Annotated in this window: 21 protein-coding genes and 1 other annotated feature; of the genes, 17 read left to right on the top strand and 4 right to left on the bottom strand. The window is 38.0% G+C overall.

All coding sequences use genetic code 11. The features are described 5' to 3' along the window. Positions 1-132 precede the first annotated feature (132 nt). From EG2_RS04735 to EG2_RS04685, 10 genes are all read left to right on the top strand, one after another. Positions 133-1,260 carry a PIN/TRAM domain-containing protein gene (locus tag EG2_RS04735; RefSeq protein ID WP_060813742.1) on the top strand — a complete coding sequence of 376 codons (1,128 nt, stop codon included), beginning with the start codon at positions 133-135 and terminating at the stop codon, positions 1,258-1,260. A 177-nt stretch (positions 1,261-1,437) separates the two neighbouring features. Beyond that, positions 1,438-2,895 (top strand): glutamate--tRNA ligase, encoded by a 1,458-nt coding sequence (gltX, locus tag EG2_RS04730; protein ID WP_060813741.1) that lies wholly within the window; start codon positions 1,438-1,440, stop codon positions 2,893-2,895. Next, positions 2,892-3,087 (top strand) — a binding site (T-box leader). Its footprint overlaps the gene before it by 4 nt. 67 nt (positions 3,088-3,154) lie before the next feature. Beyond that, complete coding sequence (gene epsC, locus EG2_RS04720) at positions 3,155-3,700, top strand: serine O-acetyltransferase EpsC (protein WP_060813740.1); 546 nt, start codon at positions 3,155-3,157, stop codon at positions 3,698-3,700. Further along, positions 3,684-5,093: a cysteine--tRNA ligase gene (gene cysS, locus EG2_RS04715; RefSeq protein ID WP_060813739.1), complete on the top strand. Its 1,410-nt coding sequence runs from the start codon at positions 3,684-3,686 to the stop codon at positions 5,091-5,093. Before epsC ends, cysS begins: the two co-directional genes overlap by 17 nt. Further along, entirely contained in the window at positions 5,090-5,530 is a 441-nt protein-coding gene (locus EG2_RS04710) for a Mini-ribonuclease 3 (protein ID WP_003129275.1), read from the top strand. The genes cysS and EG2_RS04710 overlap by 4 nt, the downstream gene beginning before the upstream one ends. Then, positions 5,478-6,305, top strand: coding sequence for a 23S rRNA (guanosine(2251)-2'-O)-methyltransferase RlmB (gene rlmB / locus EG2_RS04705; RefSeq protein ID WP_060813738.1), 828 nt, complete (start codon positions 5,478-5,480; stop codon positions 6,303-6,305). Before EG2_RS04710 ends, rlmB begins: the two co-directional genes overlap by 53 nt. After that, positions 6,302-6,820 carry an NYN domain-containing protein gene (locus tag EG2_RS04700; RefSeq protein ID WP_060813737.1) on the top strand — a complete coding sequence of 173 codons (519 nt, stop codon included), beginning with the start codon at positions 6,302-6,304 and terminating at the stop codon, positions 6,818-6,820. Before rlmB ends, EG2_RS04700 begins: the two co-directional genes overlap by 4 nt. Positions 6,821-6,914: 94 nt before the next feature. Further along, a complete protein-coding gene (locus EG2_RS04695; protein WP_003128971.1) occupies positions 6,915-7,475 on the top strand; it encodes a sigma-70 family RNA polymerase sigma factor in 561 nt (186 codons plus the stop codon). Between the two features lie 87 nt (positions 7,476-7,562). Then, positions 7,563-7,808, top strand: a complete 246-nt coding sequence (locus tag EG2_RS04690; protein ID WP_003128972.1) for a Veg family protein — start codon at positions 7,563-7,565, stop codon at positions 7,806-7,808. 72 nt (positions 7,809-7,880) lie between these two features. Then, positions 7,881-8,318 carry a GNAT family N-acetyltransferase gene (locus tag EG2_RS04685; RefSeq protein WP_060813736.1) on the top strand — a complete coding sequence of 146 codons (438 nt, stop codon included), beginning with the start codon at positions 7,881-7,883 and terminating at the stop codon, positions 8,316-8,318. Between the two features lie 127 nt (positions 8,319-8,445). Here the strand turns inward: EG2_RS04685 and mscL are convergent, their stop codons facing one another. Beyond that, positions 8,446-8,889: a large conductance mechanosensitive channel protein MscL gene (gene mscL, locus EG2_RS04680; protein ID WP_060813735.1), complete on the bottom strand. Its 444-nt coding sequence runs from the start codon at positions 8,887-8,889 to the stop codon at positions 8,446-8,448. 149 nt (positions 8,890-9,038) lie between these two features. Between mscL and yfmF the strand changes: the two genes are divergently transcribed. The 7 genes from yfmF (at position 9,039) to rny (ending at position 17,826) form a co-directional block, all read left to right on the top strand. Further along, entirely contained in the window at positions 9,039-10,307 is a 1,269-nt protein-coding gene (gene yfmF, locus EG2_RS04675; protein ID WP_060813734.1) for an EF-P 5-aminopentanol modification-associated protein YfmF, read from the top strand. Next, a complete protein-coding gene (yfmH, locus tag EG2_RS04670; protein WP_060813733.1) occupies positions 10,300-11,598 on the top strand; it encodes an EF-P 5-aminopentanol modification-associated protein YfmH in 1,299 nt (432 codons plus the stop codon). Before yfmF ends, yfmH begins: the two co-directional genes overlap by 8 nt. A 332-nt stretch (positions 11,599-11,930) precedes the next feature. Further along, entirely contained in the window at positions 11,931-12,836 is a 906-nt protein-coding gene (locus tag EG2_RS04665; protein WP_060813732.1) for a helix-turn-helix domain-containing protein, read from the top strand. 111 nt (positions 12,837-12,947) lie between these two features. Beyond that, positions 12,948-13,529, top strand: a complete 582-nt coding sequence (pgsA, locus tag EG2_RS04660; RefSeq protein ID WP_060813731.1) for a CDP-diacylglycerol--glycerol-3-phosphate 3-phosphatidyltransferase — start codon at positions 12,948-12,950, stop codon at positions 13,527-13,529. Positions 13,530-13,611: 82 nt separating this feature from the next. Next, positions 13,612-14,850, top strand: a complete 1,239-nt coding sequence (locus tag EG2_RS04655) for a competence/damage-inducible protein A (protein WP_060813730.1) — start codon at positions 13,612-13,614, stop codon at positions 14,848-14,850. A 103-nt stretch (positions 14,851-14,953) separates the two neighbouring features. Beyond that, the gene (recA, locus tag EG2_RS04650) at positions 14,954-16,000 is read left to right on the top strand and encodes a recombinase RecA (RefSeq protein WP_060813729.1); all 1,047 of its coding nucleotides are present in this window, start codon (positions 14,954-14,956) and stop codon (positions 15,998-16,000) included. 251 nt (positions 16,001-16,251) lie between these two features. Then, the gene (gene rny, locus EG2_RS04645; RefSeq protein ID WP_029487351.1) at positions 16,252-17,826 is read left to right on the top strand and encodes a ribonuclease Y; all 1,575 of its coding nucleotides are present in this window, start codon (positions 16,252-16,254) and stop codon (positions 17,824-17,826) included. Between the two features lie 108 nt (positions 17,827-17,934). On the opposite strand, the gene treR is transcribed toward rny, so the two are convergent. Genes treR through EG2_RS04630 form a run of 3 tightly spaced genes read right to left on the bottom strand, consistent with a single transcriptional unit; the run spans position 17,935 to position 21,997 of the window. After that, the gene (treR, locus tag EG2_RS04640) at positions 17,935-18,651 is read right to left on the bottom strand and encodes a trehalose operon repressor (protein WP_003128986.1); all 717 of its coding nucleotides are present in this window, start codon (positions 18,649-18,651) and stop codon (positions 17,935-17,937) included. Between the two features lie 53 nt (positions 18,652-18,704). After that, positions 18,705-19,355, bottom strand: coding sequence for a beta-phosphoglucomutase (pgmB, locus tag EG2_RS04635; RefSeq protein WP_060813728.1), 651 nt, complete (start codon positions 19,353-19,355; stop codon positions 18,705-18,707). Positions 19,356-19,369: 14 nt separating this feature from the next. Further along, positions 19,370-21,997 (bottom strand): glycoside hydrolase family 65 protein, encoded by a 2,628-nt coding sequence (locus tag EG2_RS04630; protein ID WP_115241641.1) that lies wholly within the window; start codon positions 21,995-21,997, stop codon positions 19,370-19,372. Between the last annotated feature and the right edge of the window lie 267 nt (positions 21,998-22,264).

Genomic DNA, 22,264 nt, shown 5'->3' with positions numbered 1-22,264 from the left:
CAAGAATGAATGAAGACTGTTTATTGAGAACTATTTACATCACAAGGTGCTATCTTTGCCCAGTTCTTTCTAAAAAAGATTTTTTCGTTTATGAGTCTCAGCTTCGTACTAAATTAGTTTGGAGGAACGTGTATGCAGAAACGAGTCATTACTGCGCTAATGGTTCTTGCTGGAGCAAGTTTAGGTATCTCATTAATGCCTGTTGCATGGCAAACCATTGGTCAATCAAAAAATGAATGGCTGAACAATAATATCACTAATAGCTTGCTTGGAGCCCTTATTTTCTTTTTATTATCTTTGCTATTAGCGAAATATATTGCAGCTGGAATTCGTAAAATTGAAGAAAAATTGAGCGAATTGAGTCTAACATACTTATTATTTGGAGCAATCGGATCAATTATTGGTTTAATGATCGGGGTCATTGTATCGATTCCTTTTTATAATTGGGATATTCCTTTTATTAACGGAATCGCGCCGATTTTAGTAATGGCGTTGTTGGGATATCTTGGCTTTCAAATTGGCACGACTCGAATCGAAGAATGGAAAAAAATCTTTTCTTCTAAAAGCAAGAAAACAGAACCTGTTGAAGAACAACAGATGCTTGATCGTAAAATAGCTGATCATTTTCATAAGTATAAAATTCTCGATACGAGTGTTATCATCGATGGACGTATCTACGACATTGCTAAGACAGGTTTTCTTGAAGGGGTCCTATTAATTCCCAATTTTGTTTTATATGAATTACAATATATTGCAGATTCAGGAGACAGCTTGAAACGTGTCCGAGGTCGACGTGGATTAGATATTTTGAATGCTTTGCAAAAAGAAGAAGGTATCGCTGTTGAAATGTATGAGGGTGACTTCGATGATATTTCTGAGGTCGACAGCAAATTGATCAAATTAGCAAAGATCCTTGATGGTATTGTGGTTACAAATGACTATAATTTAAACAAAGTTTCAGAATTTCAAAATGTTCCTGTGTTAAATATCAACGCTCTTGCGAATGCAGTTAAACCAGTAGTGATTCCTGGAGAAACAATGAATGTACTTGTTGTAAAAGCTGGAACGGAAAGACAACAAGGTGTCGCTTATTTGGATGACGGGACGATGGTTGTTGTTGAAGATGGACAGCATTACATGAATGAACATATCCAAGTAGTTGTTACAAGCGCACTGCAGACAGCTGCGGGACGAATGATATTTGCTAAACCGGCTCATTCAAGTCGTGGAATCGATAATCAGGAAAACACAAAAAATTAGCAATAATCAATGGCAATTGGCGGATTTTACGCCGGTTGCCTTTACTATTTTGCTTAATGATTGTACAATTCTAGCTGAGCGAACTATTTTATTATCGGAGATTTTCCCTATAAGCTAGAAGGTAAGAACCGAACAGCAAAGGATTGTTTGCAAATCAGATGAAGGAAGAGGAAAAAGATGACTAAAGTGCGAGTACGTTATGCTCCAAGTCCAACTGGACATCTACACATCGGAAATGCCCGAACAGCATTATTTAACTATTTATTTGCACGTCATAACGATGGCGAATTTATTATCCGTATTGAGGATACGGATCAAAAAAGAAACATTGAAGATGGTGAGAAGAGCCAGCTAGAGAATCTCGCTTGGTTGGGTATTGATTGGGATGAATCCCCTGCAAACCCTGGAGAGTACGGACCGTACCGCCAATCAGAACGCGGTGAGTTGTACCAACCATTGATCGATCAGTTGCTAGCAAGCAATCGTGCCTATAAATGTTATTGTACAGAAGAAGAGCTAGAAGCAGAGCGTGAAGAACAACGCGGACGTGGCGAAATGCCTCATTATGGCGGAAAATGCGCTAATCTAACACCAGAGGAGCAAGCGGAAAAAGAAGCACAAGGTATCCAACCAGTTATTCGTTTCCGAGTTCCTAGAAATACAGAGTATAAATTTCATGACATGGTAAAAGGTGAGATCGTTTTTGAGTCAGATAATGTAGGCGGCGATTTTGTCATTCAGAAGCGCGATGGGATGCCAACATATAACTTTGCAGTGGCAGTTGATGATCATCATATGAAAATCACACATGTATTGCGAGGCGATGACCATATTGCTAATACACCAAAACAATTGATGATCTATGAAGCTTTTGGTTGGCAAGCGCCACAATTTGGACACATGACACTGATCATCAACAGTGAAACTGGTAAAAAACTAAGCAAACGCGATGAATCAATTTTACAATTTATTGAGCAGTATCGTGAATTAGGATACTTACCAGAAGCAATGTTCAATTTTATCGCATTGTTGGGTTGGTCCCCAGTAGGAGAAGATGAGTTATTTTCTCAATCTGAATTGATCCAAATGTTTGATCCAGAACGCTTGAGCAAATCACCAGCGACTTTTGATGCCAAAAAATTGGAGTGGGTCAATAACCACTATATGCGTCAAATGGACCTGGATCAGTTGACAGAAATGTGTTTGCCATATTTAGTCAAAGCAGGTCGAATTGAAGAAGAGCCTTCCGCAGAAAAAAGAGAATGGCTGAAAAAAATCGTCTCACTATATCAACCACAAATGAGTTATGCTGCACAAATTGTGGAAGTTTCTGAGTTATTCTTTAATGAACATCCTGAATTGGATGCTGCTGCGCAAGAAGTCTTGGCGGGTGAAACTGTTCCAACTGTACTCAATGCCTTTAAAGAAAAATTGACTGCAATGACTACCGTTGACGCACCAACAGTAAAAGCTGCAATCAAAGAGATCCAAAAAGAAACAGGGATCAAAGGTAAAAACTTGTTTATGCCAATTCGTGTTGCTGTCTCAGGACAAACGCACGGACCAGAATTACCGGATACAGTAGAATTACTAGGAAAAGAAAAAGCACTTGATCATTTAAATAATGTATTATAAACACGAAGAATAGACGAAGTACTTACCTTTTTTTTGAAGAGAGATCACGGGTGGTGAGAGTGATTAAAAAAAGTAAGGAAATGCACCTAGGAGTGGTTTTGGCGCAAGTCAAAAACGGAAGCAGACGTTACCTGCATCAAGGCAGAAAATTCTGTGAACAAAAGTGGAACCACGTGGTTGAGCGTCTTTTGAATAAGGAAACTTATTTGAAAGATGCTTTTTTGTATGTAAGTAATCAATAGGGGAAGCAGGTGAGAAGATGACTTGGACCCAAAAAGCAATTGCAGCAGCGAAAAAAAATGACCCTTCAGCTCGATCAACGCTGGAAATCGTATTGTCTTATCCGGGCTTTCACGCATTGTTTTGGCATCGCTGGTCACATTTTTTGTTTCAAAAAAAACTCTTTCTTCTAGCTAGACTCACATCCCAGTTTTGGCGTTTTCTGACAGGCATCGAGATTCATCCTGGTGCTCAGATTGGCGAAGGGGTTTTTATCGATCACGGGATGGGTGTTGTAATTGGAGAAACAGCTATTATTGAAGATGACGTCGTATTATTTCACGGTGTAACACTAGGCGGGACAGGTAAAGAAAAAGGGAGACGCCACCCGACCATAAAAAAAGGGGCATTCATTTCAGCTCATGCACAAATTCTAGGTCCCGTCACAATAGGGGAAAGTGCCAGAATCGGTGCTAGTGCAGTGGTTCTTAGTGATATCCCAAATGAAGCGACTGCTGTAGGAATACCAGCCAAAGTCGTAAGAATCAAAGGAAAGAAGGTTAGCCAAGATGATCAAAATTTATAATACGTTGACACGTAAAAAAGAAGTTTTCCAACCTCTCGAACAAGATAGGGTGAAAATGTATGTTTGCGGGCCAACAGTTTACAATTATATCCACGTCGGCAACGGACGTAGTGTAGTATCTTTTGACACAATTCGCAGATACTTAGAATATAGAGGGTATGAAGTCGATTACGTAATGAACTTCACCGATGTTGACGACAAAATTATTCGGACCGCCAAAGAATTGAAAACTTCTGCTCCAGAAATAGCAGATCGTTTTATCGAAGCATTCAATAAAGATACTGCGGCTTTAAATGTTCAACCAGCTACATTAAATCCGCGAGTAATGGATCACATCGAAGACATTATTGCGTTTATTCAAGTATTAGTAGATAAAGGATACGCATATATGGCAAATAATGATGTGTATTACCGTACACGTAAATTCAAGAACTATGGTCAGTTGAGTGATCAATCAATTGATGAATTAGAAGTTGGGGCCAGTCAACGAACGGGTGAAGAACAAAAGATCAAAGAAGATCCGTTAGATTTTGCTTTGTGGAAAGCGGCTAAGGAAAACGAAATCGCTTGGGATTCACCATGGGGACTAGGACGTCCCGGTTGGCACATCGAGTGCTCCGTTATGGCAACCAAGCATTTAGGAGAAACAATAGATATTCATGGAGGTGGACAGGACCTGACTTTCCCTCATCATGAAAATGAAATTGCACAGAGTGAAGCGAAAACGGGTAAGACGTTTGCTAACTATTGGATGCACAATGGTTATGTCACGATTGGTGAAGAAGAAGAAAAAATGAGTAAATCTTTGGGCAATTTCGTTACTGTCCATGAAATGGTTCAAAAAATTGATCCTCAAGTTTTGCGCTTCTTTTTGGCTACAACCCAATATCGGCGTCCAATCAAATACAGTGAAACAACATTGAAAGAGGCAGAAACAAATCTGCAAAAATTGAGAACAGCCTTAGAAAATGCACAATTTCGTTTGCAAAATAGTAAAGAAGGATCCCTAGAAGGAACCGACCATGCTATCTTAGCAGAATTTGAACAGCGTTTTGTACAAGAGATGGATGACGATTTTAATGCAGCAAATGGTATCACAGTAGTATATGAACTTGCAAAATGGTTGAACACTTACAGCGAAAGTGCTTCAATCGATATAGAATTATTGACTGCTGCAGTTGAAAAATTCAAGGAATGGCTAGCCATCTTTGGGATATACTTTGTGGGTGAGGAACTTTTAGATGAAGAGATCGAACAACTAATCGAAGAACGTATCCAAGCAAGACAAGCAAGAGATTTTGCCCGGAGCGATGAAATCCGGGATGTGCTAAAAGAAAAAGGGATTATCTTGGAAGACACGGCGCAAGGTACCCGGTGGAGAAGAGACGCATGAGAGATTACAAACAGTTGAACGGACTAGCGTTAGCCTATATTGGGGACGCGGTTTATGAAGTATACATTCGGGACTATTTGATTGAACAAGGACAAACAAGACCTAATCAGCTTCATCATATGGCGACACACTATGTATCAGCAAAAGCTCAGGCGGCATTGATCCAAAAGATGCTTGATGAAGAAATAATGACTGAAGAAGAATATGATTTTTACCGTCGTGGACGAAATAGTAAAAGCCATACCAGTGCGAAAAATGCTGATGTAACCACCTATCGCATTGCTACAGGCTTTGAATCCTTAATTGGGTATCTACACTTAACAAAGCAACAGGATCGTTTAGACACGCTCGTAGCGTGGTGTATCAAGAAAGTAGGGGAAGAAGATGAGGGAAAAGAAACAAAGAAAACCGTCGCGTCAAAACACGGTAAAAAATAAACAGCACACTAGAAAAAATTTTCGTGAAGAAACAACTGAAATGATAGATGAGAATTTTGTATTCGGTTATCATGCGGTGATTGAAGCGTTGAAAGAAGGACGCGGGAATAAATTATTTATGGCAGAGGATGCCAGAGGGGAAAAAATCGATGGGTTAAAAGAAGCTGCTCGCGCACAGTCTGTCCCAGTCAAGTGGGTGCCAAAACAAAAGCTCGATCAGATGAGCAATCAAGGCGTCCATCAAAGTGTGATTTTAGCGATCACCCCTTATGAATACCTATCTCTGAATGAATTATTGGCACAAACAAAAGAGCAGTCATTCTATTTGATTCTAGACAATTTAGAAGATCCACATAATTTTGGTTCAATCCTGAGAACAGCGGATGCTAGTGGGGTAGACGGAATCATTATTCCGAAACACCGTGCAGTAGGAATCACTCCTGTAGTCGTGAAGACTTCTACTGGTGCTGTAGAACATATTCCGATTGCTCGTGTCACCAATTTAAGCCAAGCGATTCAACAACTAAAACAAGCTGGTTTTTGGATTTTTGGAACGGATATGAAAGGAACTGATTACCGTTTGTGGAATGCTCAAGGGGCAGCGGGATTGATTATCGGCAATGAAGGTCGAGGAATGAGTGAAGGATTGAAAAAAGAAGTTGATGAGATGTTAACGATTCCGATGACTGGTCATGTACAAAGTTTGAACGCTAGTGTGGCAGCTGGGTTATTAATGTATCAAGCTTTTACTATTCGAAATGGGGCGCCGCAATGAAAACGCCCCTGCTAATCGTCGATGGCTATAATATGATTGGTGCTTGGCCTGAATTAGTCTTATTAAAAAACCAAGATCGTTTAGAAGATGCAAGAGAGGCGTTATTGCATCGATTATCCAATTATTCAAAATACGAAGGATTAGAGATTATTGTTGTATTTGATGCGCAATTGGTTCCCGGTGTTACTCAAAGCTATAGTAAATATCAGTTACAAGTCATCTTTACTGAAGAAGGTGAAACTGCTGACAGCTATATCGAACGCATCGCTGGAGAATTGAATGACCGTTTGACTCAAGTAACAGTTGCAACGAGTGACTTAGCAGAACAATGGGTTGTGTTTTCTCAAGGTGCGTTGCGAACTTCTGCTCGAGAGCTTTATAAAAGTATTGAAAAAACAGAAGAAGCAATCCATCAGCATCAAACAGACATCAAATTTGAAAATTTTCGCAGAAACTCTCCTTGGACGCCTGAACAATTAGCTGAATTAGAAAAAAAACTGCATGATTTGAGTTAGGGACAAAGTTGGTTCGTTAAATGAGAAACTAATGAACAAGAATATGTTACGCTCTTTTTGTACCAAAAATTAAGCATAAAAGGAGCGTAACAAAATGAAATCAAACGAATCAATCAGTAGGAGTTCAGAAGAATTTGAAGCAATGTTTTTCAAGTATCGCCCTATCGTCGAGATTATGTACAAAAAATATTATCTCAAAGATTATGATTTAGATGATTGGATGCAAGAAGGCCGTATTGTTTTTAACAAATGTCTGCAAGCCTATGATGAAAACCGTGGAACAACATTAGGAGTTTTGTTCAAACGCTCGTTTGAAAATCGCGTCTGCAGTTTATTACGGTTGCAACAAGCACAAAAAAGAAAAGCACAATTAAATTCTTCTTCTCTTGAAGAAAAAATTTCTCATGAAGGACCAAATTTTCTCTCCGATCAAAATGAACAAACTGAAAAAGCGGAGAAGTATTTAATGCTTCAAGAAACTATGAATAAATACGATTCGCCATTTTCGAAGTTAGAGCAAATCGTTATAATGAATTACTTGAAAGGATTAGAACTTGAACAAATCGCAGAACAAACAGAACTTCCGCTGCAACAAATTAAAAGCGCTTACAACCGTGGTAAAAAGAAATTGAGAGCGCTTCTTATGAACCCTTAGAGAAAATCTTATTGAAAGAATAATTATTTTATGGTAAACTTGAAATTTTCTGTAAATTATAGTATACTGTTGCTTGAGGTGAATGCGATGCCAACAACTTTAGCAACAATCAAAAAAGATTTAGAAGGTCGTATAGGCAGTGAAATCATGCTGGTTGCTCAAACTGGGCGTAAACGTCAAACGGAACGCCGTGGTGTTTTGACAGAAACATACCCTTCTGTGTTTGTCGTGGATTTAGATCCAAACGAAAATTCGTTCGAACGTGTTTCCTATAGTTATTCGGATATTCTTACTCGAACGGTTGAGATTGAATTTTTAACAAAAGCTGTTTGATCAGAAAAGGGCTGACAAAATGTTAGCTCTTTTTTTGTATTTTTTATTATAGATTAGTTAGGAGATAGTAGAATGATTGTTATGATGAAAGAGTTGCATGAGATGACCGGATTAGAATTTCACCAAATCGCTGCTTTACGTACTCAAGTGTTTGTCGTAGAACAAAATTGTCCCTATCAGGAAGTAGATGCAATTGATTTGATTGCTAAACATCTTTGTATTTTTGATGAACAGCAACAACTTGTTTCTTATGCAAGGATATATTTTATCGAAGACACAGTTCATTTTGGTCGAGTTTTAGTAAATCCTCTGTTCCGTGGACAAGGGCATGGGGATCAATTGCTACAAGAAATTATCAAACAACTAAATCGTTTCTATCCAAATGCTCCGGTTGAAATCGAAGCTCAAGCGCATTTGCAGAAATTTTACGGGAAATATAATTTTGTCACTGTTTCCGATCCTTTTGATGAAGATGGAATTTTACATGTGGTTATGAGAAAAGAGAAATAAAAGCAGTCATTACTTATAAAAAAAGATGAACAAATCATGAATAACTCTCTGCTCTGACATGTATTTGCCAGAGCTTTTCTGATTTCAAGAGCTATCCATTATTGTTCGAATCATTCTAAAAAACTATCTAGTTAAAAGGATCACGGTTTATATCATTAGTTGTGATATTGGTGCGGGATTCTGTTTGTACTTTCAATAAGTCACGAATTTCTTGAAGATAGTCTTCGGCAGTAACTTCTGGTTCTTCTTCTTCAACTGGTTTTTGATGAAGATTGCGCAATTTATTCACAGCTTTAACGATTAAGAATAGAACAAAAGCAGTAATCAAGAATGTAATAATTGCAGTAACCACTTGACCGAAATTAAAGACGACATTTTTTTTAGGCTCCCAAACAAGTCCTGAAAATGCATCTTCGCTGCCGAAAAATGAAAATACCAGCGAAACTAATGGTGTTAAAAGACCTTCTACCAAACTGTTGACAATCGCTGTGAAGGCACTCCCGATGACAACCCCAACAGCCAAGTCAATCACATTTCCGCGCAAAATAAATTCTTTAAATTCCTTGATCATAAACAAACCTCCTTTAAATTTATTCTTAGTATAACGAATAAACGATGATTTATAAAAATATACGCCCGTAAAATGAGTAATTTTTCTGGAAACATTCTGCATTATGCTATAATTGAAGAGATGATTTTTGAGAGGATAAGAGGTGCATTATGGCAATTGAACTAAAAAAAAATGTTCGACTTACGGTTTTGCCGACTAAAAAATATAAAACAATCCGTGTTTTTATTCGATTTACTTCGCAATTAGCGGCTGAAACGGCTGCGAAACGCACATTATTGACGAGTTTATTAGAGACAACTAGTTTGCGTTATCCCACTCAAACAGCCTTTAGTACGCAACTGGCAGAATTGTATGGAGCAAGCTTTGGCATGAATGTTAATAAAAAAGGGGATCTTCATCAAGTCAATGCAGCGATGTCGTTCGTCAACGGAAAATATGTTGCTGATGAAGAACTATTTACCCAAGCCGTTTCTTTTTTGAAAGAAGTGCTTTTTTTCCCAAATATTGTTCAAGACGAATTTGAATCAAAAAATTTTACGATCGAAAAAAGCAATTTGATTGCTTATATGAAAAGTATTGCTGAGGATAAACAGGCGTTTGCTTCATTAAGCTTACAAGAATTATTTTTTTCAAAAAGTGACAATCAAAAATTTCCAAGTTTTGGTCGTCCTGAAGATTTGGAAGATGTAACGGCAAAAGAACTAACAGAAACATATAGTTCTATGATTAAAGAAGATCCTGTAGATATTTTTGTGATTGGGGATGTCGAAGAAGATCAAGTAATTGAAGTTATGAAGGGGCTACCCTTTGAAAATCGTCCTGAAAAAGATCTTTCTGTTTTTTATCGTCAAGATTTGGAAAATATTATCCGCGAGAAAATCGTCAGAGAGCCTGTGACTCAGGCAAAACTGAACTTAGGTTATCGTACGGGTGTTTATTATAATCAACCGGAACGTTTCTCTCTCATGGTTTTTAATGGATTATTTGGCGGATTTCCTCATTCAAAACTATTTATGAATGTTAGAGAAAAAGAGAGCTTAGCTTACTATGCATCAAGTAATGTGGATACATTTCGAGGTTATTTATCTGTTCAAACAGGAATTGATGGCAGTAACCGGGATCAAGTCTTTACTTTGATTGAACAACAACTTCAAAGTTTACAAAGAGGAGAAATTACAGAGGCTGAATTGGCCCAGACAAAAGCTATGCTTAAAAATCAGTTTTTGTTATCGTTGGATAGTCCACAGTCTTTGATTGAAACAGAATATCTTAATCAGTGGGTACCGAATACTAAAATGAGTGAAGAGCAATTTATACAGCGTTTGGAAGAGGTATCGGTCACAGATGTTCAAAAAATTGCTCAAAAGATCGAACTTCAAGCCGTATTCTTTTTAGATAAGGAGCTTGATCATGAATAAAAAACATTATAATCAAATAAATGAAGTCTTGTATAACGAGATATTACCCAATGGATTAACAGTTTATTTATTACCTAAAGAAGGGTTTCATAAAACATACGGTCTTTTTAGTACAGATTATGGTTCTATCGATAATCATTTTGGTTATGCGAATGAAACGATGCATACTGTACCAGATGGTATTGCCCATTTCTTAGAGCATAAACTTTTTGAAAAAGAAGACGGTGATGTCTTTCAAAAATTTGGGCAACAAGGAGCATCAGCCAATGCATTTACTAGCTTCACAAAAACGAGTTATCTTTTTTCGGCTACCGATCAAATTCGAAAAAATTTAGAAACTCTTTTAGATTTTGTACAGATGCCTTATTTTACGAAAGAAACGGTTGAGAAAGAGAAAGGGATCATTGGGCAAGAAATTCAGATGTATGATGATGATCCTAACTGGCAACAATTTTTTGGTGTCATTAAGAATCTATACCCAAAGCATCCGCTTCACATTGATATTGCTGGGACTGTTGAAAGTATAGCAGCCATCACAGCAGAAGATCTTTATCTGTGCTACCATACATTCTACCACCCAAGCAATATGACTTTGTTCATAGTTGGAAACATCGATCCAGAAGAGACAATGAACTGGATCAGAGAAAACCAGGCAGCAAAAACTTTTTCTGCAGCAAAAGAAATTAAGCGTCACTTTCCGGAAGAAACCGTTCAAGAAATTATTCCAGAAAGTATTATGAGGATGCCCGTTACGCGACCAAAAGGTGTTTTGGGTATCAAAGGGAATATGGAGAAACGTCCGACGGAAGGTCGGGAGTTGCTACGATATAAACAATCTTTGAATTTATTGTTCCAATTACTTTTAGGTAATACTTCAGCTAATTACTTAAGGTTGTATGATCAAGGAATTATTGATGATACGTTTGGTTTCGAAGTAAGTTTGGATCGAAGTTTTTACTTTGCTGATTTTTCTGGAGATGCAGAATACCCTGAAGAGATGCTTCAAGCGGTTGAAGAAATTTTATTGAATTATGAAAATGATCCTGAAATGAACGAGAAGAATCTTGAGTTACTTAAGAAAAAAATGCTGGGTAAATATTTTCAATCTCTCAATTCATTAGAATTTATTGCTAATCAATTTACACAAAGCTTATTTGGCGAAACAACACTCTTTGATTTGCCAGATGTTATACGTTCAATCACGCTCAATGATGTTCGATCTGCTGCTAAAGTATTCATTGATCAAAAAGCATTCAGTCGGTTTTACTTGCTACCAACTAAAACTAACTGATTAATCGTCATTGTTTAAGATGCCGTCTATGCATTTTCTGATAGATGGCTCTTGTTTTTGTAGAAGAATGAGTAATGAAATCAAAAAGTATTAAATTTTGTTTGCGACTTGTTTGAATGTTATCCTCAGTCAATTTTTTTTATGGTATTCTTTAAATGATACTGATTGAACAATTTTCATTTATGATGAAAAAGCAAGAGTAAAAATGTTATATTTAATAAATAACCTATCAATTAAGCAATCCAAGGATGACAAGGAGAAACGAAGTGGATTTCCGATCCAAGTGTTTGCTTTCCATAAAATGAATAGTAAAGACTGGAGTAGATGATTGAGTGGCCAACGAAACTACGATTGGAGCAAAATTACGGCAAGCCCGTTTAGATAAACATATTTCATTAGATGAATTACAGCAAATGACAAAAGTTCAAAAAAGGTATTTGGAGGCAATCGAAGCCGATCGTTTTGAACAATTACCAGGAACTTTTTATGTTCGTGCATTTATTCGTCAATATGCCGCCGCTGTAGGTGAGGACGGAGATAAATTAGTTGCTGTATTTGATGGAAAAGATACATTGGCAGAACCACTGCCTAAAAGACCTCAACCTGAGACCGTAAGCGGTTCGAGAAAAGCTTTGCATGTAGAGGAAAAAGGCGGAACGTTTTTATCCCGCTACTTACCAATGATTTTATTAGGATTAGTAGCAGTCACTATTATCTGTATTGTTGGATATATGGCTTGGCAAGACAGACATTCAACCCCTATGATTCAAGGTAGTTCGGCACCAGTGGTTGAGAATTCAGCCTATACATCAACCTCAAGCACGGTGGAATCGACAGCAAGCAAAGAAACGAGTGAGTCAGAGACTCAATCTTCTAGCAGCACAGAATCTAGTGAGAAAGAAATGACTATGACCAAGGGAGAATCTTCCCAATCAGATATCACGATTTCAGTCAAAGATGCAACGGACCCAATTAAATTAGAGTTAACTGGATTAGATGCTTCATGTTGGGTAGGCATTCTTGTAGACAATGCCTATGTCTACCAATATACTTTACAAGCGGGAGAAGTCCAATCGATGACATTGCCAGCAAGTGCAACGAATGCAACTATTGTTCTTGGTGCAAGCCAAAATATCCAGATTGCCGCAAACGGACAAAAAATCGATTTTGATGATCCTCAGTATAAATTGCTCCAAAAAAATGTGCATTTAGCGATTGAGTATCAAGAAACAAACTGATCAGAAAGAACTATTAACTTGTAGAAAAATAACGTTGTTCCTATGGCAAGTGCTGTAGTAGCATGACTTCCGTTTTTTTCGTACAATATTTGTCAGAGAGGAGCAAATTTTGTGAATTTACCTAATCAATTAACTGTATTACGCATTATAATGATTCCTATATTTATTTTAGTTTTGGCATTGCCCATTGATTTAGGAACATTGGATATTGGAGGTGTCGATTTACTCACAACACATCTGATAGCAGCCATTCTATTTGCTGTTGCAAGCATTACGGATTGGCTGGATGGTAAGATTGCTCGTTCCAGAGGATTGGTTACCAATTTTGGGAAATTTGCCGATCCCTTAGCGGACAAAATGTTGGTAATGACGGCATTTATTATGTTGGTCGAATTGGATAAGGCTCCAGCTTGGGTAGTGTCTATTATCATTTGTCGAGAATTAGCAGTCACTGGCTTAAGGCTACTGCTGGTAGAGCATCATGGTGAAGTTCTTGCTGCTGCTTGGCCTGGAAAAATCAAAACAGCAACACAAATGGTTGCCATTATTTTCTTATTTATTAACAATCTTCCTTTTTCACTCATAGGCATTCCATTGGATCAAATCATGTTGTATGTATGTTTGATCTTTACAATTTATTCGGGAATCGATTATTTTATTAAAAATGCCAGTGTTTTTAAAGGTTCAATGTAATTTCTAAAAGTTCAGAGGAATTCTGAACTTTTTTTGTAAAAAAAATCAATTACAACGTAGTTGATAATGAAGGAGTAATGAAATGAAGGCAGAGATTATTGCAGTAGGGACCGAATTGCTTTTGGGACAGGTGGTGAATACCAATGCAACTTTCTTATCAGAAGAATTAGCTAGTTTAGGAATCGAAGTTTACTATCATAGTGTTGTAGGGGACAATCCAAAACGTTTGGAAGAGCTAGTAACACTTGCTGAGAATCGCAGTGACTTGATCGTATTTTGTGGCGGGCTCGGACCTACAGAAGATGATTTAACCAAACAAATCGTTGCACAGCATGTCGGTCAAGAGCTCGTTCGTGACGAAGCAGGGTATGAGCAAATGCTAACTTTTTTCAAAAATGGTCAGCGTTTTATGACAGAAAATAATTTGAGACAGACGTTGGTCTTCAAAGATGGCACAGCGTTACCTAATGCAACTGGGTTAGCAATCGGTATCTTCTATCGAACAGCTACAGCGGCATATCTCTTGTTGCCTGGACCGCCAAGTGAACTGAAACCAATGTTTATCCAACAAGCCCGTCCAATTTTGCAGACAGAGTTTTCTTCAGAAGAACAGTTGATTTCTCGAGTATTGCGATTTTATGGAATTGGAGAATCCGCACTAGTAACTGAACTTGCCGATCTAATTGATTCTCAGAAGAACCCAACGGTCGCACCGTATGCTAAACCCAATGAAGTAACCTTGCGTTTGACGGTGAAAACTACGGATGAATCGGCAGGACAAGCCAAACTAGATGAATTAGAACAACAAATCCAAGCAAGAGTGGGCGAATATTTTTATGGATATGGCGAGCATACATCATTAGCTGAAGTAGTCGTTGATATGCTGAAAGAAAAGAAAAAAACTGTGACGGCTGCGGAGAGTTTGACAGCGGGACTCTTTCAAGCGACGCTGGGAGACATCTCAGGCGTGTCCCGTGTATTTTCTGGTGGTTATGTGACTTATGCTAAAGAGACAAAAAGTAAGATGCTAGGAATCAATGAAGACTTGCTAACAGCCTATGGAACTGTCAGCAAGGAATGTGCAGAAGCGATGGCGCTTGCTGCCCAAGCCAAAGAAAAAGCGGATTACGCCCTTTCTTTTACCGGGGTAGCTGGACCAGATGAGCTTGAGAATCAACGCCCAGGAACGGTCTGGATTGCTTTAGCAACCAATGAAGGTGTGAAAAGCAAGTGCTATCATTTTTCCAGAGATCGTGCATACATTCGTCATAGTGCAGTAATGGCAGGATTAGATCTATTACGTAAGGAATTGTTAAGATAATGCGAATGTTTGTTCGTTTTTTCTTGCATTTTTTTAAAAGAAGGACTATTATTAACATAGTAATTGACACACGAAAGTGAAGAAAATAAGGGGGATTATCCGTTTGGCAGATGATCGTAAAGCAGCTTTAGATGCTGCACTGAAAAAGATTGAAAAGAACTATGGTAAAGGTGCCATTATGAAACTTGGTGAGAAAGTCGATCAACAAATTTCGACGATTCCAAGTGGTTCATTGGCTTTGGATGTTGCTTTAGGTGTGGGTGGTTATCCACGTGGACGTATCGTTGAAGTATATGGACCAGAAAGTTCTGGTAAAACGACAGTTGCTTTACACGCAATCGCTGAAGTTCAAAAAGGCGGCGGAACAGCAGCCTTTATCGATGCAGAACATGCATTAGATCCTCAATATGCACAAAAATTGGGTGTAAATATCGATGATTTGCTGCTATCTCAGCCCGATACAGGTGAGCAAGGTCTTGAGATCGCTGATGCTTTAGTATCAAGTGGAGCTGTCGATATTGTTGTTATCGACTCGGTTGCCGCTTTGGTACCAAGAGCAGAGATCGATGGTGAAATGGGTGATACCCACGTTGGTCTTCAAGCCCGGTTGATGTCTCAAGCATTGCGTAAATTATCTGGATCAATCAACAAGACCAAAACAATTGCGATTTTTATCAATCAAATTCGTGAAAAAGTTGGGATCATGTTCGGTAATCCTGAAACAACTCCTGGTGGACGTGCGCTTAAATTCTATTCGACGATTCGATTAGAGGTACGACGTGCAGAACAATTAAAATCCGGAACAGACATTATCGGAAACCGGACAAAAATCAAAGTTGTCAAAAATAAAGTAGCGCCACCTTTTAAAGTTGCTGAAGTAGACATGATGTATGGACAAGGAATCTCTCAAGAGGGAGAGTTGCTTGATATGGCAGTAGAGCAAGACATTGTTGATAAGAGCGGTGCTTGGTATGCTTATAAAGGAGATCGCATTGGTCAGGGGCGGGAAAACGCGAAAAACTATATGCGTGAACATCAAGAAATGATGATGGAAGTTTCTGCTCGTGTTCGCGATGCGTACGGCATTGGTACCGGGGAAACGGTCATTGAAATAGAAGATGCGCAAGAAGAACTACCATTAGACGAATAAGATCGTTTAACGATAAAGAAGAAGCCAAACATTCAAGTGTTTGGCTTTTTTTGTACAGTAATAACAGATCTGCCCATAAAAATTGCACGTTAAAATGAAACCTATAGGAGGTGATATACATAGGATTTAAAGTTGACACTCTTGTGTACAAACATTAGAATAAACTTATGTGGGTTTCCACATAGCAGTAGGCAACTTGATAATTTATTTTAATTTGTTTATCAAAACTACAAAATATTGTAAAAGATAGTATGGAGGTGGATTCATTGGAACTACTTTACATTCTCCTCGCTATCATCGGTTTAATTGTCGGTCTTGGATTAGGAGTTTTTGTGACCAAATCTCGTCACGAAAAAGAGATCAATGGCGCGCAAAATTCTGCAACTGGAATTATCGAAAGCGCTAAAAAAGAAGCAGAAACTCTAAAAAAAGAAGCATTGTTAGAAGCTAAGGAAGAAAATCAGCGTTATCGGTCAGAGATTGAAAGTGAGTTGAAAGAAAGCAAACTTGATTTAAAATCACAAGAAAATCGCTTGCTCCAAAGAGAACAAGTACTTGATCGCAAAGATGATTCTTTGGAAAAACGAGAGCACTCACTGGAAGAAAAAGAAAACAGACTTAGTGAGAAACAACAATTAATTGACGAGCGAGAAAAAGAAGTAGAAAAACTAATCGATGGGCAACAGCAAGAATTAGAGCGTATTGCGGCTTTGTCTAGAGAGGAAGCCAAAGAGTTGATCATGAAATCAACGGAAGAAGAGTTGAATCATGAATTAACGATTATGGTAAAAGAATCAGAACAACGTGCAAAAGAAGAAGCAGATCGTAAAGCGAAAAACTTATTGTCACTAGCAATTCAACGTTGTGCTGCAGATCAAGTATCAGAAACAACAGTATCTGTCGTATCATTACCAAATGACGAGATGAAAGGTCGAATCATTGGACGAGAAGGACGCAATATTCGGACATTGGAAACATTGACCGGTATTGATCTGATTATTGATGACACACCAGAAGCAGTTGTACTATCAGGATTCGATCCAATCCGTCGAGAGATTGCACGAATGACATTAGAGAAACTGATCCAAGATGGACGGATCCATCCTGCACGTATTGAAGAGATGGTTGAGAAATCCCGCAAAGAAATGGATGAACACATCCGTGAATATGGGGAACAAGCAGCCTTTGAAGTCGGTGCACATACCCTACATCCTGATTTAATCAAGATATTGGGACGTTTACGCTTTAGAACCAGTTATGGACAAAACGTATTGAACCACTCAATTGAAGTGGCAAAACTTTCGGGTGTTCTAGCTGCTGAATTAGGTGAAGACATTCAGTTAGCAAAACGTGCTGGACTGCTGCATGATATTGGGAAAGCACTTGATCATGAAATTGAAGGCTCACACGTTGAGATTGGTGCTGAACTTGCTGCCAAATATAAAGAAAATCCTGTAGTCATTAACGCAATTGCATCCCACCATGGAGACGTAGAAGCTACTTCAGTTATCTCTGTGCTGGTAGCTGCAGCAGATGCTTTATCCGCTGCTAGACCAGGTGCACGTAGCGAGTCGTTGGAAAACTATATCCGTCGTTTGCAAAACTTAGAAAATATTGCGAATGGCTTCAAAGGTGTAGATTCAAGTTTTGCTGTACAAGCAGGACGAGAAGTACGAGTTATGGTTAAACCAGAAGAGATCTCCGATTTAGATGCGGTTCGTCTAGTACGTGATATCCGCAAAAAAATTGAAGATGATCTTGATTATCCAGGACATATCAAAGTAACGGTTATTCGTGAAACGCGAGCAACTGATTACGCTAAATAGCATAAAAAAGAACCTTGGCTTTTAAAGCCAAGGTTCTTTTTTATCAAATAGTTTAGCCCTCGTTAGCAGGATTAAAATTAATCAAAGCCGCCTAGTACTTAAGAGAGGTTAGATTTTTCTTCTGCGCGCAAAGTCTACAAATCGAAACTTATCTAAGCGATGTATCGATTCAGTGTATTCAAAACAGCGTGTGTCTTCAAGATAAACCAAACTACGTACAGTAACAACATGTTGATCATCAGGATGAAGGTCCATCAAATCTCTTAATTCTTTATTAACTGGATCCACGGTGATTTCTTTTTGTGCATAGGCAATTTCAAGTCCAAGATCATTTTCAAAGTAATCATAGATCGAGTCTTGTGCTCGACGTTCAGGCAATTCTTCAATAATCGAAGCATCTAAATAATCTTTATCTAGAATGACAACTTCACCATCAATCTTTCTTTGACGTACCAATTTCCAAGCTTCAGAAGCAACTGGCCAATCAGTTATACCATGTAATTTTGGTGAAACGGCGATCTTACGAATTTCGACTACTTTTGTTTCACTAGGAATACGTTGAGTATCTTGTAATTCTTTAAAACTAGTTAGACCAGAAATAGGAAAGTCAAAACGATTCAGATCTAAAACGATTGAACCTTTTCCTTGTTTTTTTTGAATGTAGCCAGCATTTTTTAAAAGATTCAAGGCTTTTCGAACCGTTTCACGAGAAACACTGTACATTTTGATTAATTGGTTTTCACTAGGTAAAAGAGAGTGTGGCGGGTATTCGTTTGACAGTATCTTTTGTTCAAGATCCAAAAATATCTCTTTGAATTTATTCATGGGATTGCCTCCTCTTGCCTATTATAGCGAGGGCATTTTTGAAAAGCAATCGGCTATTTGGCCAATAATTCATCAATTGAAAGATCCGTCAGTTTTTCGACGATTGTGTCAGCTCCATGCAGTTCTTCACCAGAATAGACACCAACTGCATACATGCCAGCTGCCTTAATGCCATCAATACCTGCTTGGGCATCTTCAAAACCAACTGCATCACTAGGTTCAATGTTCAGTCCTTTTGCAGCTTGGATAAAGATTTCTGGATCTGGTTTACCTTTAGAAAGTGTGGCTGGGTCAACGATTACATCGAAATCCTGCATGACACCCAATTTATCTAAAATAAATGGCGCATTTTTAGATGCCGATGCGATAGCACAAGGAATTCCCTTGTGTTTTGCTTCTTCTAGAAAAGTTTTGACACCCGGAAGAAGGTCATCCGGAGTCAGACTTTGAAGTAATTGAACATAGTGCGTGTTTTTTTTGCTTGCTAAAGCATCTTTTTCTTCTGAACTATAAGCATCGTTTTTATTTCCTAAGGTTAAAATACGCTCTAAGGAATCCATACGACTAATCCCTTTTAGTTGTTCGTTGAATTTTAAGTCGATTTCAATACCGATTTCAGCGGCTAGTTCTTTCCATGCGATATAGTGATATTTGGCTGTGTCTGTAATCACACCATCTAAATCAAAAACAAACCCTTTTTTCATTATGTTACTCTCCTTTAATAGTTGATAGATTGTTCTTTATTGGCTTTTAATTCATGAGTAGCGCCAGAAAGAATGATCGTTGTATTTTGGTCAGCTACAACTGTCAATGTTTCATGTGTAACATTAAAGTGATAATTAATACCTCTGACTTGAATATTAAATTGAATATTTTGCCATTGCTTAGGCAGATTTGGATCAATACGCATCACATCTTCCCGAAAATCGATTCCCGCAAATGTCGTTAGCGGAATATAGAGAGTTGCCGCCATTACACCCGCATGAATTCCTTCGGCAGTGGTTCCTCCTTGAATATCGCGGTAATCTGAATAGAGAGCCTCTTGATATAAAGACCAAGCGAGATCTTGCTGATCAACCATTGCCGCCAATTGAGCATGTACAACTCGAGAGAGTGTAGAGCCATGAGAAGTTCTGGCCAAATAGTAATGCAAGTTTTTTTCTACATAATCTTCGGGTAAGCGGTAAGTAAGATCATCTAAGATTTGATGCACTTGCGCTGTTGAAAAATTGTAAAAAATCATTAGGCTGTCAGCTTGTTTGGCAACTTTGTATGCATCGGCGCTTTTTCCTTCAGCATTTAAAATACGATCCATACGATAAATGTTCCCATATTTTTCTCTATAATGATCCCAGTCTAAGTCTTTTAAATCAAAATAGCCTTCAAATTGTGCAATAATTCCTTCGGGATTGATTTCTAAACTTAGATTTTTACGAATATCGGTCATTTGTGAGAAATTATCCTCTGAAAGCAGCACTTTAGCTGCTACATTTTGAAAGATTTCTGGTGAAAGTTGATTGCGTAATTTTTCCACTTCTTCAAACAACCACACTACCATCATATTGGTATATGCATTATTTTTCAACCCACCTTTTTGACTGTTGGGATAACTTTCATGAAATTCATCTGGTCCCATGACACCTTCGATTGAGTAACGGCCTGTGACAGAATCCAAAGTAGCAGCACTCTGCCAAAAATGAGCAATTTCTAAAATTAATTCTAAACCGTATTGCTCCATAAAAGATCGGTCTCGAACGTTATGCCAGTACTGCCATACATTATAGGCAATCGCTAAAGAAACGTGACGTTGCAATCGGCTATGGTCTTCTTTCCACTCACCACTGATAGGATTCAAATGAAGTTCTTGTGACTGTTCTGTTCCATCTAAACCAGATTGCCATGGAAACATTGCGCCTTGGTATCCGGCTTCTTTGGCTGCTTTTTTGGCTGCCGTTAAGCGCTGATAGCGGTAAAGCAAGATCTCTCTGGCGGTTTTAGGAAAATGAAGAATATAAAAAGGTAAGATGAATAATTCATCCCAAAAAATATGACCACGGTAAGCCTCACCATGGAGACCACGGGCTGTGATACTAGCATCAAGAGATTGCTCATAGGCGTTGGGTGCTGCTGACACTAATAGATGGTATGTGTGAAGATTCAGCATTTTTTGTGACATGAGATCCCCATCAATGGTAATGGCTGCATTCTCCCATAATTTGCGCCAAGCTTCTTTGGATTCAGCATACATTTCTTTAAACCGTGGTAGTGAAAGAAGTGCCAGATTGCTAGTAGTTGTTTGTTCTCCCATTTGATATTTAGCGACAGTAACTGATTTTTCTAAAGTATAAGTTCTATTTTTCTCTGCAGAAATTGTTAATTTTTGAATTACTTTTTCTGCCGTTTTTTCTGATTTTAATGTTTCAAGAGAAAAGTCATCAGAAAATAATTGTGATGCTTGGCAAACCGTAATGTCAGACTGATTTGTACGGGCAATGAGCAGAGCTTTGCTCTTAAAATACTCCGTTGTTTGAATGGTCAAGTGCTTGTTTGTCAAGCTTCGATAGCGTGCGACATTATAATTGTAGACCGAACCATCTGCTTCACTTATCACTTCGATTTCTCCGGTAAAATTAAGTGGAATAAAGCGGTAAAGGATGGAGTAGTGATGACTATTTTCCATATTAGCAATTTTTTGTGTTTCAATTCGTAATTGCTTTTTAGTTTGGGTTTCGATTTCAGCGAAGGAGGTAAATAATCCAGTTTTTAAATTTAATTGACGCTTAAAAGATAAAAGTGTATTTTGTGCAATATCGATTTTTTCGTTATCAATGACTAAATAAATTTTTTGCAGATTTGGTGCATTGACGAAGTCCTCATTTGTAATGGTACGATCAGACACCTCTGACTCTGCCGTATTATAGAGACTTGCTAAATAAAGCCCAGGATAATTGGCATCGGAAATCTCCATTTCTGGAGTGGTACCACGCAACCCTATAAAGCCATTTCCTACTGTCAATAATGATTCAACGGAGTACTCATCTTTGCCAGGAGTATAGCCATAATATTCTAATTGCCAAGGAATCTCCAAACGCTTCTCTTCAAAGCTTTCTTCAGTTCCACATACAAACGCTCGATTTAATTTTTCGGTTAACCATTGATCTAATGAAAAGGTTCCTTCTTCGTTAGTAAAGACGAATGAGTCGGAAAGGATTCCTCCCTCTTGATTCTTTTCCAATTGTTTCTTTAATGCTGCTATTCGTTCATTGGTAGTCCCTGTAAACGTAAATGTAGTACCCATGTGGTCGGCCAATAGCCATTGATCATTAGTGATCTCAATTTTGTTCACAGTATTCTCCCCTTTCTACTTGTCTATACATGCAAAATGATTATAACCGATATTGTAAGCTTTTTCAATTTAATAAGGCTGTTTTTTAAAATTATTGTGTAAAGTTAAATGAAAGTGATTTGTTTTTTTTATTTGCTCAAAGTTTATTTTTTTAAATGAAAATCCTTTTGTATCAACAAAAATAAAGCGTGTTCTGAATGATGGTTTTTCACAAATGTTTTTAGTGAAAAAAATATAGAATGAAACGCTTGCAATATTGTAAATATA

Source organism: Enterococcus gallinarum NBRC 100675 (assembly GCF_001544275.1).
Classification (GTDB): Bacteria; Bacillota; Bacilli; order Lactobacillales; family Enterococcaceae; genus Enterococcus_D; species Enterococcus_D gallinarum.
This window is presented reverse-complemented; position numbering and strand designations above follow the sequence as displayed.

Bases quoted from the DNA above. Each gene is read 5' to 3' on its own strand.
- EG2_RS04735 (WP_060813742.1), top strand. From the start codon at position 133: ATGCAGAAACGAGTCATTACTGCGCTAATGGTTCTTGCTGGAGCAAGT.
- gltX (WP_060813741.1), top strand. From the start codon at position 1,438: ATGACTAAAGTGCGAGTACGTTATGCTCCAAGTCCAACTGGACATCTA.
- epsC (WP_060813740.1), top strand. From the start codon at position 3,155: ATGACTTGGACCCAAAAAGCAATTGCAGCAGCGAAAAAAAATGACCCT.
- cysS (WP_060813739.1), top strand. From the start codon at position 3,684: ATGATCAAAATTTATAATACGTTGACACGTAAAAAAGAAGTTTTCCAA.
- EG2_RS04710 (WP_003129275.1), top strand. From the start codon at position 5,090: ATGAGAGATTACAAACAGTTGAACGGACTAGCGTTAGCCTATATTGGG.
- rlmB (WP_060813738.1), top strand. From the start codon at position 5,478: ATGAGGGAAAAGAAACAAAGAAAACCGTCGCGTCAAAACACGGTAAAA.
- EG2_RS04700 (WP_060813737.1), top strand. From the start codon at position 6,302: ATGAAAACGCCCCTGCTAATCGTCGATGGCTATAATATGATTGGTGCT.
- EG2_RS04695 (WP_003128971.1), top strand. From the start codon at position 6,915: ATGAAATCAAACGAATCAATCAGTAGGAGTTCAGAAGAATTTGAAGCA.
- EG2_RS04690 (WP_003128972.1), top strand. From the start codon at position 7,563: ATGCCAACAACTTTAGCAACAATCAAAAAAGATTTAGAAGGTCGTATA.
- EG2_RS04685 (WP_060813736.1), top strand. From the start codon at position 7,881: ATGATTGTTATGATGAAAGAGTTGCATGAGATGACCGGATTAGAATTT.
- mscL (WP_060813735.1), bottom strand. From the start codon at position 8,889: ATGATCAAGGAATTTAAAGAATTTATTTTGCGCGGAAATGTGATTGAC.
- yfmF (WP_060813734.1), top strand. From the start codon at position 9,039: ATGGCAATTGAACTAAAAAAAAATGTTCGACTTACGGTTTTGCCGACT.
- yfmH (WP_060813733.1), top strand. From the start codon at position 10,300: ATGAATAAAAAACATTATAATCAAATAAATGAAGTCTTGTATAACGAG.
- EG2_RS04655 (WP_060813730.1), top strand. From the start codon at position 13,612: ATGAAGGCAGAGATTATTGCAGTAGGGACCGAATTGCTTTTGGGACAG.
- rny (WP_029487351.1), top strand. From the start codon at position 16,252: ATGGAGGTGGATTCATTGGAACTACTTTACATTCTCCTCGCTATCATC.
- treR (WP_003128986.1), bottom strand. From the start codon at position 18,651: ATGAATAAATTCAAAGAGATATTTTTGGATCTTGAACAAAAGATACTG.
- pgmB (WP_060813728.1), bottom strand. From the start codon at position 19,355: ATGAAAAAAGGGTTTGTTTTTGATTTAGATGGTGTGATTACAGACACA.